The organism is Pseudoalteromonas sp. NCIMB 1079 (assembly GCF_040567695.1).
GTDB lineage: Bacteria > Pseudomonadota > Gammaproteobacteria > Enterobacterales > Alteromonadaceae > Pseudoalteromonas > Pseudoalteromonas distincta.
Map to the genome: position 1 here is coordinate 346,503 of NZ_JBEWZA010000002.1, position 17,462 is coordinate 363,964.

The following is a 17,462-nucleotide window of genomic DNA, read 5'->3' on the forward strand; positions in this document are numbered from 1 at the left end:
TGACAAGTAGTTTTACGATTTAGCAGTAGGAGCACGTCTATGTTAATACAGTTAAACCCAACTGGGGTTTTAGATTTACTGTCGCAATTAGAAGTTGATTTATTAGAGCAATCGTCTGCTAGTGAGCGTTATAAGTTATTTAGAAACTGCGTACTTGCAGTGCTCAATGTAGGCAGCCATACCGACGACAGTAACGATATATACGACAAATACAAAGATTTTGATATTCGTTTAGTAAGCCGCGAACGAGGCATTAAAATTGAGCTTGAAAACCCACCCGCAACCGCATTTGTTGATGGCGAAATAATTACCGGTATTCACGAACATATATTTTCTGTTATTCGTGATATTTTGTTTATTTGTCAAAAATACGAAAAAGATTTAAAAGAGCAAAAAGCCATAACCCATATGGTGTTCGATATGCTCAGAAATGCAGGTGCACTGCGTGTTAAAAGCGAGCCTAACATGGTTGTTTGCTGGGGCGGACATTCAATAAACGAGGTTGAATATAAGTACACAAAACAAGTAGGTTACGAACTTGGTTTACGTGGATTAAATATTTGTACCGGTTGTGGTCCTGGTGCCATGAAAGGCCCAATGAAAGGCGCAACTATTGGCCACGCAAAGCAACGTAACACCGATAATCGCTACTTAGGTTTAACAGAGCCAAGCATTATTGCTGCCGAGCCACCCAATCCTATTGTAAACGAACTCGTTATTTTACCTGATATTGAAAAACGCCTTGAAGCTTTTATTAGAACAGCTCACGCAATTATCATTTTTCCTGGTGGCGCAGGTACTGCTGAAGAGTTGTTATATTTATTAGGCATATTGTTGCACCCAGATAATACTAAGCAATGTTTACCTGTTATTTTAACAGGCCCCAAACAAAGCGAGGCGTACTTTAAAGAGCTATGCGAGTTCGTTGAAATGACACTTGGTAAGGAAGCGTTGGATAAGTTTGAAGTAATTATTGATAATCCTGAATTAGTCGGTCAAAAACTAAAGTCATCGATGGCTAATGTTCGTGATTACCGTAAAAGTGAAGGTGATGCTTATTACTTTAACTGGACATTAAAAATAGATAACGACTTTCAACAACCTTTTGCACCAACACATGAAAATATGGCAAGTTTAGATTTACACCTTGATCAGCCTAAACAGCTACTCGCGGCTAATTTGCGTAGAGCTTTCTCTGGTATTGTTGCTGGTAATGTAAAAGACGAAGGCGTTAGAGCCATTAAACAAAACGGTCCATACATTTTAAGTGGTGAACCTGCCCTTATGACAAATATGGATAAATTATTACAGGCATTTGTTCTTCAAGGTCGCATGAAGCTCCCTGGTAGTAAATATGTTCCATGTTACAAAATAAAAGCATGAGTTTTATAGTTTGAAACCCCATTTACTTCTTATAGATGCGCTTAATTTAATTAGGCGCATTTACGCCGTTGACGCGAATCAAAAACATCATAGCGACGAGCAAATGATACAAACGTGCTGTGCACGTGTAGCCCACGCCTGTAAAAAGCTTTTAGATACGAGTAATGCAACCCATGCCATTGCTGTGTTCGATGGTGACAAAAGCTGGCGTTATCATTTTTATAAAGACTACAAACATTCACGCGCGCCAATGCCCCAAGTATTAAAAGATGCTCTATTGCATTTTAAAGCCGCAATTGAAGAAACAGGTATTGTAGTATTTGAGCCTATTAACGATGAAGCTGATGATATTATTGCAACGCTTGCCTTTAAGGCATCAAATAATCAAATAACGAGCATTGTTGTTTCTACTGATAAAGGCTTTTTACCTTATATTGGCCCTTACATTACAGTTTACGATTACTTTAAAAAGCTCTATCTAGATGAGACAAGTATAAAAGAGCGTTTTGGTGTTGAGCAAAATAAACTCGTTGATTTTTGGGCATTAGCGGGCGATAAAACAAATGATATTCCGGGAGTTAAAGGAATAGGTACTAAATCTGCGCAGCAAATAGTTAATAACTATAACTCAATTGAACAAGCAGCCGAAGATGAGTCTCTAAGCCCGAGTATTAAAGCAAAGTTAGCCGCTAATATGGATATGTACGTAATTTCAAAGCACTTGGTTAGTTTACGCACCGATATAAATTTAGGTTTTAGTTTAAAGCAGTTAAGACTTAATTAGTCGCAAGTTAATAGCCTCTAAACATTACAAAACGTATACTGATATTAGTTACCGGAGTCAGAGTAAGCCATATTGAAAAAATTTATCCGATATTTAATTTTAGGTTTAGGGCTATATGCACTGATAGCTGCATTGGTGATTACCTTTTATAAAGACGATCCTCAAGCTATGATTTGGCAAGACCGAGAGGCTTTCAATAAACGTTACATCGAAAAACTATCACTTGAGCAGCCAACAACACTAAATAGTGTTCTTGATTACTTAGGCAGCCCCGATCTTACTTATGCCAAACGAGATGGTGAACAAGTATTTCAGATAGTTTTTTATCGTACACAACATAAAACATCTGACGGTATTACCACTATGGATGAATGTACTGGCCTATTATTTAAAAATGGGCAGCTGTTTTTATGGGGCCCGAGTGCATACAATAAATACCAAGAACAAAATTAGGTGAAGGTTTAATGGATGAAGCTGTTTCAACTACCTTAGAGCAGCTGCTTAATAATACGCAGCTGTTTTTAAGTTATTATAACAATAAACAAAAATGGACAGCTCTATATCCAATGGCAAGTAAGCTGGCTGAGCAATATAGAGTGCTCTACAGCAAACAGCCATTCGCATTACAATCCCGATTAACGCTTTATAATCCAAGTTATTCTTATGCAACAAATTTAGTTGTTAGTCAGAGCGTCATAACTGCTGCCCTGTGTAAATCTCAAAATTATAATAGTGCCTTAAGTGAGCTATACATAGCCGCTACACTCATTGAACATTTATGTGTTGGAGCGCAATTAAACAAGCTTTGCGAGCAAACACCTTTTCAAGATTCTGATAAAAAAATTTGGAAAATGCGTCATCAGTTAGCAGCAAAAGTAATGTCAGCTAGTGGCGATTCAGCAAAACCTGTTACGCAGTTACTAGCTAAATTAAATAAGTATAAACAAGCATTGGTAAGTGCTCCTAAAATAATGCTTTACGATGGGGGCATAACGCTGATTGCTCTAGCAAATATTATTAGCATGAACATTACGAGCAACACGGCTAATAAACATATTAGCTTATATAAAGCACTTACCGATTTGTACATTCGCACACCTAACTTGTTCGCACTGCAATTGATTAAATCACTAATAGCGCATTTAGGGCCATTATTACCGGGAAGCCGCGTTTTATACGCTGAGCAAACCATGATTTATTTAGCAACTGATGCACAACAACGGCATGTTTTAATTAGTACAGCAAATCCAAATAAATTAACCTGGTACAGAGTAAAAGCAACGCTTAACGATAATCCAAAACAATGGCATTGCACTGATAAAACAATTAGCTTCAAAGTATTTAACAGTGAACATGTAAAACCACAAAGTGAGCTTGAGGTTGATAAGGCACAATCTTTACTTGAGCTAATAAGTAATATTAAGTTACAGCACGAATACAGCTATAAAGGATTAAGCCTGCTGATGGCGCCTCACCCTCTCGTAATTGCTAATTTATGCGAGGCAGTAAAACCATATAATAAAGAACATCAGCCCGCAAAAGACTTAAAACATAGTTTATCTATGGTCGGTTATTATAATGCACCTGCAATAATTCAACGGGTTGTTTTTGAACAATTAGTTAATGTTACCCCACATCCATTGCAAGCCTACGTGACTAACAGATTAAATGGATTAGTAAAAATAATGGCTTTATTGGTTAGTAAAAATGATCATGACCAGTTTGAGCACATTACTTTACCTTTATACGCTTACGCCCATTTTTTATTAACGCAATGCAGTACACAGCTTTCTCGTAAAACGCTGATTGACGACACACCAAATAAAACATTGAGTGCCCCTATTTGCTCATTTTTTGGGGTAAGTTCAATTAACACCGAACAACTAACACAACAGCTTACTCATTTATTGAGTGACAACCCATGGACTGCAGCACTCTTAGAAGCAGAGCAAACACCTAAAAAGCACTTAACTGAGGCCCATAAACTTTGGATCTCACTTAAGATTGTTGCTCAAAATGTGTTTAAACCTGAACTTTCGCTAACTCCGTGGCAGCAGCAAACGTTAAATGAACAGCTAAAAATACTCAAGTGGCATAACCAAGCTGATTTTTATCAACAATTAGAATCTCTTGAGTTGTTTAATAGTATTTAGTTTATTAGAAGCTATTTTATGTCTTTATACCCATTATAACTTTCGTGTATACCCAGTATTTTTTGTATAAACTAGCAAAATGGGTGATAAATTGGTATAAATGCGCCCTTAAATTTTCAAGCACGTTCACATAAATGTTCTAACAAGCGGTTACTCTCTCAGAGTAATAATTTATGTGCAAATCAAACTCTTTAAAGGAAAAGTCAATGGCCAAACAAACCATCACAGTGATCAAAGGCGACGGCATCGGTCCGAGCATTATCGACTCAGCACTTGAAATATTAAAAGCCGCAGGTTGCGACTTTGATTATGAATTTGTTGATGCTGGCCTAGCTGCACTTGAAAAAACAGGTGAGTTATTACCGCAAGAAACAGTTGATACAATTGCTAAAAACAAAATCACTCTTAAAGGCCCATTAACTACGCCTGTAGGTGAAGGTTTTACATCTATTAACGTAACACTTCGTAAGCAATTTGGTTTATACGCTAACGTACGTCCAGTTAAATCATTTGTTGGTACTAAAGCACGTTACGACGATATTGATATCATTACTATTCGTGAAAACACGCAAGGTATGTACTCAGGTGCTGGCCAAGTAGTAAGTGAAGACGGTAATGAAGCAGAAGCAAAATCGATAATTACGCGTGAAGGCGCAGAAAAAATCGTAACTTTTGCATACGAGCTAGCGGTACGCGAAGGTCGTAAAAAAGTAACTGCAGTTCATAAAGCTAACATTTTAAAATCAACATCTGGTTTGTTTTTAAAAGTAGCACGTGAAGTAGCTGAGCGTTACCCACAAATTGAATCAAATGAAATGATTGTTGATGCAACATGTATGAAGCTGGTAATGACACCTGAAGAGTTTGACGTAATTGTTACGACTAACTTATTTGGTGATATTTTATCTGACCTTTGTGCTGGTTTAGTTGGCGGTTTAGGTATGGCACCTGGTGCTAACATTGGTGAAGATGCAGCAATTTTTGAAGCTGTACATGGTAGTGCACCAGATATTGCTGGCAAAAACCTAGCTAACCCAACATCTGTAATTTTAGCATCTATTCAAATGCTTGAGCATTTAAATATGGGCGACACGGCAGAGCGTATTCGTAGTGCTGTTGCCGATGTAATAAAATCAGGCGACCGTACAACTCGCGATTTAGGTGGCAGCCACGGCACAACTGATTTCACTCAATCAGTAATTGACCGTCTGTAATTAATATTTGTTATTAATTTAAATAGCCCGCTAATTTAGCGGGCTATTTTGTGTTTGCTAACTGCGTTTACTACCTAATGTATTTATGTAGGTTAGTATTAAACCTAAATAAACTTAACAGTAGTAATCCTAATAAACCCGCCAGTGATCCGCCACTTGAACCCGAACTACTTTGTTGTTTTTGTACAGTAGCAGATAACTCTTGAGTAAAAGTATCATTGGTTTGAGTATCAGTAACATTCAACGTTACGTTATAAGTCCCGTCAGCTTGATAAGTATGCCTTGGGTTTTGTAAATTTGATAACGCACTGCCATCACCAAAATCCCAACTATAAGTGTAACTATTAAAGCCGCCGGTTACTTGGGCATTAAATTGTGCGCTTAAATCACTAACTGTAGCGTTTGCGTTTATGTTAAGCGGAACATTAGCAGTTACATCAATCGCTTTTGATTGCTCAGTGCCTTCGTTATCTGTCACTGTAAGCGTTACTTGGTAATCACCAGAGTACAAATAATTATAAGTAAGCGATTGAGTCGCTAAAGTACTTCCATCCCCTAGCTGCCAATTATAAGTATACGGAGCTACTCCACCTGTAAGCGATGCCTCAGCTGTTAAAGTTCCTTGGTTTATCTCATATTCAATTTCATTTACAGTTAATGGTTCAACTAATGTAACTTGTGCTACAACTACTTGCTGTGAAGTGCCATTATCTGCCATAAACTCAACGTTATAAGTGCCATAGTCTTGGTATTCATGAGTAGGCGTTAACTCTGTGCTGGAGCTCCCGTCGTCAAAACTCCACGTAAATTTGTCCGCTGGAGTAAGTGCAAAACCTTCTACATTAAAATTAACGGTTAAACCGTTTTTAGTAAAATTAATTCCCTTAGTAACATCGTAATTAAGCTCTACTTCTATATCTTCACTGTCTGCTGACTGGCTTATAATACTAAACCCAAAACCAACCTGTGGAAGCACAACACCCGATGGTTTTTGCGCTGCAAAGCTATAATCGGTTTTATCAGTAAACCCGGTGATAGCTGATAAATCATCATCACCTAACCCTGCCCTTTGTTGATATAGGCTAAAAGCAGCATCACGTATTTGAATTGCTGAAGCAGCCGGAGTTTGCGTACTGCCTTTATTTATTGATCGCTGATCGGCATCTACCACTAATGCAAAACCACTGCCTGGATGCTCGGTAGTATTATTATCTGCTTGAGATTCATTGCTGTACCACAATAATAACCCCGGTGAGTACTGCTCTGCTTGCAAACTACTGTCAACGCCTGTGTATGAACGCAGTTGTAGATAGTAATGTGATGGCGATGCATATGTGTAACTACCAACTTTTTCAAAGCCATTAAACTCAGTGTTAACTTGATCTTGTGCATTATTTTGCCAAATTAAAGTATCACTTTGCTCAATGCGCATATCATCAACAACAAAACCATAATAATGTGTGTTCGCATCTGTTATGTATTCAATTTTTAAATCAATTGTTTGCCCAGCATAAGCTGATAAATCAAACTTATGGGTCAAATAGCCGTTAGGTTGCTTAGCATCACTATTAAGAAATGAATCACCTGAGATATACGGACCAATATCACCGTAGTATGGATTAAGCGCTTGCGTATAATTACTCGCGATTGGCTCGCCATTTACTTTTACTTGAACTAAATCGTAATCGCGCTCAATACTGTAATAAGCAATAAAGCTTAAAGTAAGTGTCTCAGTTGTGCTTGGTAGCGCTATTGTATTAGCTAAGCTGTTGCTAATATTGTCGCCCGTATTTGAATAGTATTGAAAATCACCTTCTACTGGAGCCCTAAATTTTTCGAGCCTTGGTGGTAGTGTTATTTTTATTTGATTTTGCTGTTGTGAAGTACTCGCAGTATTAATTAATGTTTGCTGTGAGTTAACCTCTATCTCATCCATATCAAGCGTAAGCTGGTTAACCCAGTTACCCTGGTACCGCTTTTGTAAATATTCAAGCGCATAAGGGCTAAACATAACTGGCTCTGAGCCTCTTGGCGAACCAGCCCAACTTCCTGTCGACATAACTGACCAAGACGCGACAGGCTCACCTACCGTGTTAGATTGTAAGTCGTATTCATCTAATAATCCTAAATCATGCCCAAACTCATGCACAACCACACCAATCCCAGCATCAATAGGGTTAATGGTATAACCAAAGAGCTTAATGTTGCTGCCTGCAATCTCGCTCGGCCCGCTATTTTCATCAAATACATAGTAGCGGTGTGACCAAATAGCATCGGTGCTTAGGTAACCGCCACCCGCTTCTTCGCCAATACTTGAATGAAATACCATTACATGGTCAATAATGCCATTAGGTTCATTAAGGATACCGTCGCCATCAATATCATCTAAATCAGTTAAGTCATAATCCGCTAAATTAATATTAAACTTTGCAACTGCTTTCTCCACAGCCTCTTTAATTAAAGCGGGCGCATTTATATCCCGTGTACTGCCTTGGCGCTCACCATATATTTTTGCATTGCTATTAGCGGTTACCCAGCCATATACCTGCCCGCTAAAGTTTAAGCTGTTTCCCGAAGCCGCTTTATAATAATCAGCAGCCGTTTTTAAGCTTTGTCCATCAGGGCCTGTATAACCTTGAGTATTAAAAAGCATTTGCTGATAGTGCTCAGTTGAATAATCAGCGTAAAACATATCGGTGTCTTGCTCTACAAGTTGATTGTCGTCATGTTTAAGATCAGGAAAATCAATTAAAATAGCTAACACTTTCACATCATTAACGCTTTGGTCTGGCACTAGCGACGTTGAAAAAGCGACCTGTTGTTTATTTGTGTTTGAAAAAACGATGGAGGAGGATTTAAATTGCCTAAAGCCATTTTTAATTGAGTGATTGGCAACGTCTTTGTTACTCATATATGACTTAAATGAACTATCTAACTCACTTGAAGATATTTGGTCTCTTTTTTTAAGCCAATATAAAATACGCTCTTCGTTAGTTATACCAATATCATGCGGACTTAAGTTATTAGCCGCCACTATAGGGCTTAATAGCGTAGTTAAAAGCGCAATTAACGTCACTTTTTTCACTGTGTTTTCCTCAAACATAATTATGTAGCAATCATACCTAATAATAGAAATTTAAACATGCGATAAAAACATATAGTTAACATATGCAATTAAGGCTAATGGTCTCTAACACACTTTTATATCTAAAATCGAACTTACAACCTAAAATGCATAATTTCTGCCAGTAAACTCAATTAAACACAGATTTCCTGCAGCTTTAAATTAAAAAAAGCCACAAAACGAATTTAAAATGCAAAAAACAGCTTTCAAGGTTGACATGAAGGCTTAAAACCCTTAAAAATAAACCTATACAAAATCTTTAATTTAAAAGCAGTGTTTTGCTAAGTAGAGTAAAAACTATGAACACACACATTAATCTTTTAGTCGTACTCGTACTGGTCTTAGTTATAAGCCCAGCGGGGATGTATTAAAAGGTGATACTGCTTTTTAAAAACCCTCGCACTACGCGGGGGTTTTTTTATGCATAAAAAAGCGCACAGAGGAATGAGGATGAGCAAACAAGAATATAATGGTTCTGAACTAGTAGTTCAGGCATTAAAAGAGTTAAAGGTAAAATACATATTTGGCTATCCCGGTGGTTCGGTTTTAGACTTATATGATGCACTTTTTCAGCAAGATGATATTGAACATATATTAGTACGTCACGAACAAGCTGCAACACATATGGCTGACGGCTATGCCCGCGCCACTGGAGACGTTGGTGTTGTACTTGCAACCTCAGGCCCTGGCGCTACAAACTGCATTACAGGTATTGCAACGGCCTACATGGATTCAATTCCTATGGTTGTGTTATCAGGCCAAGTGCCTACAAATTTGATTGGCGACGACGCATTCCAAGAAACCGATATTGTGGGTTGTTCTCGCCCTGTAGTTAAACACAGTTTTAACTGTAGAAGTGCTAAAGACATCCCTACAATCTTAGCTAAAGCTTTTTATATTGCTAGCACTGGTCGCCCAGGTCCTGTCGTTGTTGAGCTTCCAAAAGATATGCTTAACCCAGCTATTAAGTTTGAATACGAATTTCCTAAAACCACCGAGCTGAGAACGTACAGCCCTAATACTAAAGGGCACTCAAAACAAATTCGCAAAGCCGTAACAGCTATTTTAGAGGCCAAAAAACTGGTTATCTACTCTGGTGGTGGTATTGTCATTTCAAATACATCAGAGCAATTAACGCATTTAGTTGAATCATTAAATGCCCCCATTACAAATACACTAATGGGATTGGGTGGTATTTCAGGTGTGCATCCAAACTTTGTAGGTATGTTAGGCATGCACGGCACGCTTGAGGCAAACAAAGCAATGGCTAACGCCGATGTGATTTTAGCGCTTGGTGCCCGATTTGATGACAGGGTAACTAATAATGTTCAAAAGTTTTGCCCTAATGCCACAATTGTTCATGTTGATGTTGACCCAACTTCAATTTCTAAAACGATTAAAGCACACATACCAGTTGTAGGTTGTTTAGCAACCGTACTTGAACAACTACAAGCGGGTATTGATAAAAGCCCAATTAAAATAGACCGCAGCGCGCAAGAAGATTGGTGGCGACAAATTATCAGCTGGCGCGAACAAAAGTGCTTAAGCTACAACACTGATGGCGACAAAATTAAACCACAAGCTGTAATTGAAGCGGTTTATAAAGCTACTAATGGCGATGCTTACGTAAGTTCTGACGTTGGTCAGCATCAAATGTTTGCAGCGCAATATTATCCATTTAAGCATCCTCGTCAATGGATCAACTCAGGCGGCCTAGGCACCATGGGCTTTGGTTTACCTGCTGCAATGGGCGTAAAACTAGCCTTTCCTGATAAAGAGTCTGTGTGTATTACGGGTGATGGCTCTATTCAAATGAATATTCAAGAACTATCAACCTGTTTACAGTACAACCTAGCGGTAAAGGTTGTATCACTTAATAACCGCTCTTTAGGTATGGTACGCCAATGGCAAGACATGGTTTACGGTGGACGTCATTCATCATCTTACATGGATTCACTGCCTGATTTTGTTAAGTTAGTTGAAAGCTACGGGCATGTAGGCATACAAGTAAACACACTCGATGAGTTACAACCTGCTATCGATAAAGCAATGTCAATTAATGACCGATTAGTCTTTTTAGATATAAACGTTGATGAAAAAGAACATGTATACCCAATGCAAATTAAGTTAGGCGGCATTGATGAGATGTGGTTACGTAAAGGAGTAAAAGCATAATGCGTCGTATTTTATCTATTTTATTAGAAAACGAACCAGGTGCCCTATCACGTATTGTTGGGCTTTTTTCACAACGTGCATATAACATCGACAGCCTAACTGTGGGCACAACTGACGATCAATCATTGTCGCGTATTACCATTACCACTATGGGTGATGACAGAGTTGTAGAGCAAATTACAAAGCAGGTTAACAAACTAGTCGACGTGCTTAAAATTATCGATTTAACAGAAATGAGTCACATTGAACGTGAGCTATTGCTTGTTAAGGTCTTTGCTCAAGACGAGACGACTCGTGCAGCGGTTACGCGAGTAGTTGATGTGTTCCAAGGTGCTATTTTAGATATGGGCCGACAAAGCTATAGTCTACAATTAGTGAGCAGTACAGACAAAATAGAATCGTTTTTAGACACTCTTCGTCATGAAACCGATATTATTGAAGTTGTACGTTCTGGCGCTGTTGGCATTGGTCGAGGCGATAAAGCCTTAAAAGCGTAAATTTATGATATAAAGGCATCAATTGATGTCTTTATTAAACATAAAAAAAAGAGCTAATTAGCTCTTTTTTTAATTTAATTCGTTAAACCTATTAAGGGTTTACTTGGTCTTTAAGACCTTTACCTGCTTTAAAGCTTGGAATAGTTGCCGCTGCGATTTGGATCTCAGCACCCGTTTGTGGGTTACGGCCAGTGCGAGCTGCACGTTCTTTTACTGAGAAAGTACCAAAACCAACTAATGCTACTGAATCACCTTCTTTTAAAGAAGAAGTTACAGCACCTGTAAACGCGTCAAGAGCACGAGTAGCAGCGGCTTTAGAGATTTCTGCATCAGTAGCAATTTTTTCAACTAATTGAGCTTTATTCATTGTTAGATTCCTATTCGTTATTATTTTGCCTTCGCAAAACCTATCTTTATGCATTTTTAAAGAGTTAGCAACAGCAAATTGCATTTTTTGCTTAAATTCTTAAAAAATGAGTAAAATTTAAATAATTCTCTGTAAAATACAGCGTGTTGGGTTAACAAAGACTTAATTTGAGTACAATTTTGGCGCAAGTTAAGCAACTGGGTAAATAAGCTATATTTTTTCGATCACTAAGGTCACTTCCCCGACCTCGACTCCAAACTTAACAATAGATGTGCGGTTTATCAAGCGCGATTGTGTAACCAAGTACATCCAATCATCAAAATTCACTTTTAAAGTACTGCCGTCGTATGGAAGCTCTACATCGTAATTCCAATGAAATACGCTGCCATCACTTCTACCTTTTGCTGTACCTATAACATCATCTGCCAACCCCGTTAAACTATTGTCTTCATTTAACGTTATTTTCCAAATACGCTTTTGAGTTTCGCCATCGTCATAAACAAAGTCTTCTTCAATAACGCCCTGGTTACCATCCCAGCTCGCATTCATATCTACGACAAGCTTGCGGGTCAATTCACCCTTATAGTCTTGTACAACACCGTAGGCTTTCAAATTTCCACTAAAAAATGTTTTAAAGTCAAAGTTTGGCGATGTATTTTTATAATGCTCCACATTTGGTGCCGAACAGCTTATCAGCAACAAAGCAGATAAGCATACAAGAGCTGTTTTAAACGCGTTAAATACATTCATATTAATTCCCTAATAGTTGCTTTCGTAGTTTCGGCTCAGAGGTTTTTTCATCCAGCCAAATGGCTAAAAAATCATCCGAAAATTGAGGTTCATTTATTTCGCCAATTTTTTCATCATTATGATAAAAAGTACTCATACCCTGCTCATTTGTGACTAACGTTAGCGAATCACCTTGTCTAATATCAGGCCAAATAGACAATAATTTACTGTCGTATTTTTCTGCTAGTTCTTTTTTTCCAATATGCTCCCACTGCTCATTTGTTGCTTTTACGATTTCTTTAGCTTCAAAGTCACGTAAATAGGTAAGTTTAAATTTAATAGGATGCGTTCCTGCGCTGTAATTACCTGAAGAGGTAAATAAAACCGCGTCATATACATCCCAAAATAAATACTCCATTCGTGCTTCGCCTACTTTGTTAAACTGTGTGTTAGCTAAAACAATTGAAGTTGTAAGCAAATAAAAAGTAACTGCCTTTAGTAAAAATTTCAAAATAAGCTCCCTTGAGTCAATGAGTAATGTTACGAAATGTGAATTGTGGGCGATCAGCGATTGATGAATAACTTGATTTTTTGGTTTATAAAAAGAATAACAGTAAACACTGTAGACCAAAGCGCACCGTAAACGAGCCAAAACTGCCATAAAGGTAAACCTAAACTTATTACTTCAAAGCGTGCTCCAGCCCAATAACTTGCTGGCGCAAAAGCCATGCATACTAAAAAGGCCTGCCAAAGCTTTAATTTACTCAAAAAAACCATAGAAGTATTTAAAGAAAGTAATAACGCAGCCCATAAAAAGACGAGCCATAGAGGGAAGGGATAAACTTTAAATTCTAACAAGCCTAACTTTACTGCTATAAATTCTAATAATAGTGCTAAAGGTAGGGCTTTAATAAGAATTAAGGTGTCTTGTTTTTTTTGTTTTGACAACCAAAACATTAAAACAATAATCAATCCGCTAAAAAGTAGCGAATCAGCTTCAAGCAGCAATGATAAAAACCACACTGCTTGAAATAAAACAAAATTAGTAACCGAGCGCAATATCATCGTTATCGCTAATAAAACGTGGTTTACGCGCCATTAAATGCACCGTACTTGTTGCTCTGGCTCTAAACGCGCCTTCGCAATAAGCAAAATAAAATAACCATAAACGATAAAAACGTTCATCAAATTTTGAGCGGTCCAAATCAGGCCAGCTTTTTATAAAACGGCTTCGCCAATCAGCTAATGTTCGCGCATAATGTGCACCAATATCATTTACGGTATGAATTACCATATCGGTGTTATTTTTAATTTGCTCACTCATTTCGTTAAGTGATGGCAAACACCCGCCTGGAAAAATATACTGCTGAATAAAATCAGAGTTTTTTAAGTAATGCTTATAACGCTGATCGCCAATAGTTATAGCTTGTATTAGCATGGCACCATCGTCTTTTAACAATTCACCACATTGGGTAAAAAAGCTAGGTAAGTACTCATGGCCCACCGCTTCTATCATTTCGATAGAAACAAGCTTGTCGTATTTTCCTTTCAATTGCCTGTAATCAAGCTTAAGTAATGTAATTTTACTTTCAAGACCAAGCTCTGAAATTTTATTAGCGACATAATCATGTTGCTCATCAGATATGGTTGTTGTTGTTACATGGCAATCATAATGTGTGGCTGCATATATGGCAAAAGCCCCCCACCCTGTACCAATTTCAATTACTGAATCATTTTTTTGAAGCTCAACTTGCTCACAAATGCGTTTAAGCTTGTATTGTTGAGCCTCTTCAAGTGTCGCTTCTTTTGTAGGATATACAGCACTTGAATAAAGCATTTCTTTACTCAAAAATGATTCGTACAAATCATTGCCTAAGTCGTAATGAGCAACGATGTTTTTCTTAGAGCCCGATTCAGAGTTTTTATTTTTTATGTGATTAAACCGGTGTGCAATATTACTAAAAAATGCGAATTTCTTCTCAAACTCATCAAGTTGCTTCTCATTTATAGCAAATATCTCAATAAAAGAGGTTAAGTTGTCACAAGACCAATGCCCCAAAATATAGGCTTCACCAGCGCCAACGCTCCCAGATAATGCAAATGCCTTATACATAGCTTTATCGTTTACTATAATCGTTGCCTTTAGCACTGAAGATGGGTCACCAAAAACTGTACGCTCGTTTGCATCCACTAAAACAACTTGGCCTGTTTCAATTGACGAAAAGGCTTTAGTCACTAATTTTTTATATATGTTAGTTAACCAGTTTGTGCTTTGTTCGCAATTTAAGCTCGACACTTTATCCATTTAAATACCTATTAATTGTCCTGACTATCTATGTGCTTTATGGCTTGCCTGAGTGACCTAAAAAAGGAACTCGTTTTATAAACAACTTTAACGCTTGATAATAAATACCTTTGAAAATAGACCATGTCATGGCCGGAAAACGTTTAAATAACTTATTAACTTCTTCTTTAGTAAGCTCTTTACGTTTTAAGCGAAGTGTAGCATCAAATAATAGCTCTTCATTTCGCTTATTTTCAATGTGTATCAATGTTTTATCAAGCGATTGCTTAACATGCCAATGATAGTTCATATCTAGATTCATAAAAGGTGATACGGAAAAAACCTTTTTAAAGTTCACTTTTTTTTCTAAAGGTACTAAATAATAATGACGTTCGTTCCATGGTGTATTACTTACTTCAGCAATCATGTATTTAAAACGGGTGTCGTTATGACCAAAAAAGTAAAAATTAACAGGACTAAAATACACACCAAAACAACGAAGTTGCCCAAGCATGTAAATATGAGAAAAGGTTTCAGTAATACCTAAATTGGCAAGTTGTTCGTGTGCACGCTCAATAAGGGGACGTTTAGCAAGCTGTGAGGTGCCTGTAAGATAATCATCTTCATTAAACTTTAACGCCTTTAAGCCTGACGTACCTATGTGTTTATGCACACCATTTAGTTGTTGAGGATTATTTAAATCTACCCACATCATATATAAAGGGTAACTAAAGCGATGTTCTTTAACAGCAAAACGGCGATGTTTAACATCGCCTAAATACACTGCACTAGTCAAATTCGACCCCAAGTTGCTTGGCTACTTCTACACCACTGTGTACGCCATCTTCATGAAAACCATTGTACCAATAAGCACCACAAAAATAACTATTGTTGTGTCCATCAATACTGTGTTTAAGTTTTTGAGCTGCAATAGACTCTTGGTTAAAAACAGGGTGGTGATAAGTAAACTCGCGCAAAATTTTACTTTGGCTTATTCCTTCAAGGTGATTAAGCGTTACACAAAACTGTGTATCCGATTGTATACCTTGCAAAATATTCATTTGGTAAGTAACAACAGCTGCTTTATCAGTGTTGTTATTAAGTAGGTAGTTCCAGCTTGCCCATGCCGCTTTTCTATCTGGTAAAAGGTTTGTATCGGTGTGCAACACCACTGAGTTCTCAGTGTAAGCTATTGCACCCAATACTGATTTTTCTTGCTCAGTCGCATCACCAAGTAGTGCAAGCGCCTGATCTGAATGACAAGCAAATATTACTTTATCAAACTTACTTTGCTCACCATTGGCAAACTCTATTGTTACTTCATCATTTTGACGCGTAACAGATTTAATATCTGTATTAAGTTTAATTTTATCAGCAAAACCTCTGATCAGTGGCTTAATATACTGACGAGAGCCACCTGGTACTACATACCACTGTGGTCTATTGGTTACATCTAAAAGCCCATGATTAAAGAAGAACTTAACAAAAAATTCAACGCCTACGTTTTCCATTTCTTTAATACTGGTAGACCAAATAGCCGCGCCCATAGGAAGAATATAATGGTATTTAAAAAAGTCATTAAACTGGTTATCGTTAAGCAATTGCCCTAATGATTGATCAGACTGGTAATCACCTTTTTCATGCATTGCTTTGCACAGTTTGTTAAACCTAACAATGTCGTACAATAATCGCCAAAATTTAGGTCTAAAAATATTACGACGCTGTGCAAATAAGCTTGTAAAAGTATGTCCATTGTATTCAAAACCAGTGGCTTCGTTATGCACACTAAAGCTCATCTGGGTTGTTTGTTTATCAATACCAATGCGCGAAAGTAGCTTTTCAAAATATGGGTAAGTTCGGTCATTAAATACAATAAAGCCAGTGTCTATTGCGTATTTGATGCCACACACATCAACATCAACCGTTGCTGTGTGGCCACCTATGTAATCATTTTTTTCAAATACGGTGACATCGTAATGCTTGTGAAGCAAATGCCCACATGTTAAACCAGATATACCAGTTCCTATTATTGCTATTTTTTTCAACGGGCTAATCCTTTTGCGATTTTAAGCCAAATCGGCAGTGGTAAAATGCGTAAAGCTTTTAATATAAGTGTAAAACGATAAGGGAAATGAACGTCTTTGCGGCGTTTTTGAATACCCTTAATCATGTAGTCAGCTGCTTTTTCAGCGGTAACGGCCATAGGCATCGGGAAATCATTTTTATTAGTAAGTGGCGTTTTTACAAACCCAGGATGAACTAAAGTCACATCAACATCATTTAAATCAACCGCTAAGCTTTTTGCTAAGTAACTTACACCCACTTTTGATGCGCCATAAGCTTCTGAACGAGGTAGCGCAAGATAAGTAACACTTGAGCTGACCAAAACAAGTTGGCCGCCTGGATTTATTTTAGGAAGTAACGCCTCAAGGCAATACCCCATAGAAAGTAAATTTACGTTTATTACACGCTCAAACAGCGCGCTATCAAAGTTGCGCGCATCATCTATATATTCACAATTACCAGCGTTTAAAATAACACGGTCAAAATGAGGAAAGCCAATAGTAGACTCTTTTATATTTTGCAGGTTAGTTGCATCAAATTTACATGCTTGGATATTGTCGTATTTAGCAAGCTCGGCGAGCTTATCACTATTACGGCCGCAAGCTATAACAGTGTCTCCTAGCTGTGCATATTTAATTGCTAGCTGCTCGCCAATACCTGATGTAGCACCCGTTATAAGTGTGATCAT

The 17,462-nt window shown here is 37.6% G+C and carries 16 protein-coding genes; 7 read left to right on the forward strand and 9 right to left on the reverse strand.

The features are described 5' to 3' along the window. The first annotated feature begins 39 nt into the window (after positions 1-39). The 5 genes from ppnN (at position 40) to ABX891_RS18260 (ending at position 5,534) form a co-directional block, all read left to right on the forward strand. A complete protein-coding gene (gene ppnN / locus ABX891_RS18240) occupies positions 40-1,383 on the forward strand; it encodes a nucleotide 5'-monophosphate nucleosidase PpnN (RefSeq protein WP_309169201.1) in 1,344 nt (447 codons plus the stop codon). Positions 1,384-1,393: 10 nt separating this feature from the next. After that, positions 1,394-2,167 (forward strand): flap endonuclease Xni, encoded by a 774-nt coding sequence (xni, locus tag ABX891_RS18245; RefSeq protein WP_354630304.1) that lies wholly within the window; start codon positions 1,394-1,396, stop codon positions 2,165-2,167. 69 nt (positions 2,168-2,236) lie between these two features. Continuing rightward, on the forward strand, positions 2,237-2,620 hold the full coding sequence (locus tag ABX891_RS18250; RefSeq protein WP_024596929.1) for a DUF3192 domain-containing protein: 384 nt from the start codon (positions 2,237-2,239) through the stop codon (positions 2,618-2,620). 11 nt (positions 2,621-2,631) lie between these two features. Then, the gene (locus tag ABX891_RS18255) at positions 2,632-4,320 is read left to right on the forward strand and encodes a hypothetical protein (RefSeq protein WP_354630305.1); all 1,689 of its coding nucleotides are present in this window, start codon (positions 2,632-2,634) and stop codon (positions 4,318-4,320) included. Between the two features lie 206 nt (positions 4,321-4,526). Then, on the forward strand, positions 4,527-5,534 hold the full coding sequence (locus ABX891_RS18260; RefSeq protein WP_039487666.1) for an isocitrate dehydrogenase: 1,008 nt from the start codon (positions 4,527-4,529) through the stop codon (positions 5,532-5,534). A gap of 70 nt (positions 5,535-5,604) precedes the next feature. Here the strand turns inward: ABX891_RS18260 and ABX891_RS18265 are convergent, their stop codons facing one another. Then, positions 5,605-8,619 (reverse strand): immune inhibitor A domain-containing protein, encoded by a 3,015-nt coding sequence (locus ABX891_RS18265; protein ID WP_354630306.1) that lies wholly within the window; start codon positions 8,617-8,619, stop codon positions 5,605-5,607. 489 nt (positions 8,620-9,108) lie between these two features. On the opposite strand from ABX891_RS18265, the gene ABX891_RS18270 reads away from it, so the two are divergent. Next, positions 9,109-10,833, forward strand: a complete 1,725-nt coding sequence (locus ABX891_RS18270) for an acetolactate synthase 3 large subunit (RefSeq protein WP_024596926.1) — start codon at positions 9,109-9,111, stop codon at positions 10,831-10,833. Continuing rightward, the gene (gene ilvN, locus ABX891_RS18275) at positions 10,833-11,330 is read left to right on the forward strand and encodes an acetolactate synthase small subunit (RefSeq protein ID WP_002960314.1); all 498 of its coding nucleotides are present in this window, start codon (positions 10,833-10,835) and stop codon (positions 11,328-11,330) included. The genes ABX891_RS18270 and ilvN overlap by 1 nt, the downstream gene beginning before the upstream one ends. Before the next feature lie 91 nt (positions 11,331-11,421). Here the strand turns inward: ilvN and ABX891_RS18280 are convergent, their stop codons facing one another. From ABX891_RS18280 to ABX891_RS18315, 8 genes are all read right to left on the reverse strand, one after another. Then, on the reverse strand, positions 11,422-11,697 hold the full coding sequence (locus ABX891_RS18280) for an HU family DNA-binding protein (RefSeq protein WP_002962474.1): 276 nt from the start codon (positions 11,695-11,697) through the stop codon (positions 11,422-11,424). Between the two features lie 210 nt (positions 11,698-11,907). Then, positions 11,908-12,447 carry a DUF3833 domain-containing protein gene (locus ABX891_RS18285; protein ID WP_354630307.1) on the reverse strand — a complete coding sequence of 180 codons (540 nt, stop codon included), beginning with the start codon at positions 12,445-12,447 and terminating at the stop codon, positions 11,908-11,910. 1 nt (position 12,448) lies between these two features. After that, positions 12,449-12,937 carry a chalcone isomerase family protein gene (locus ABX891_RS18290; protein WP_354630308.1) on the reverse strand — a complete coding sequence of 163 codons (489 nt, stop codon included), beginning with the start codon at positions 12,935-12,937 and terminating at the stop codon, positions 12,449-12,451. A gap of 53 nt (positions 12,938-12,990) precedes the next feature. Beyond that, positions 12,991-13,491, reverse strand: a complete 501-nt coding sequence (locus ABX891_RS18295) for a DUF2878 domain-containing protein (protein WP_354630309.1) — start codon at positions 13,489-13,491, stop codon at positions 12,991-12,993. After that, the gene (locus ABX891_RS18300) at positions 13,469-14,731 is read right to left on the reverse strand and encodes a class I SAM-dependent methyltransferase (protein WP_354630310.1); all 1,263 of its coding nucleotides are present in this window, start codon (positions 14,729-14,731) and stop codon (positions 13,469-13,471) included. Before ABX891_RS18300 ends, ABX891_RS18295 begins: the two co-directional genes overlap by 23 nt. A gap of 37 nt (positions 14,732-14,768) precedes the next feature. Next, the gene (locus ABX891_RS18305) at positions 14,769-15,506 is read right to left on the reverse strand and encodes a DUF1365 domain-containing protein (RefSeq protein WP_188161348.1); all 738 of its coding nucleotides are present in this window, start codon (positions 15,504-15,506) and stop codon (positions 14,769-14,771) included. Continuing rightward, positions 15,499-16,755 (reverse strand): NAD(P)/FAD-dependent oxidoreductase, encoded by a 1,257-nt coding sequence (locus ABX891_RS18310; RefSeq protein ID WP_354630311.1) that lies wholly within the window; start codon positions 16,753-16,755, stop codon positions 15,499-15,501. The genes ABX891_RS18305 and ABX891_RS18310 overlap by 8 nt, the downstream gene beginning before the upstream one ends. Then, positions 16,752-17,462: an SDR family NAD(P)-dependent oxidoreductase gene (locus ABX891_RS18315; protein WP_354630312.1), complete on the reverse strand. Its 711-nt coding sequence runs from the start codon at positions 17,460-17,462 to the stop codon at positions 16,752-16,754. The genes ABX891_RS18310 and ABX891_RS18315 overlap by 4 nt, the downstream gene beginning before the upstream one ends.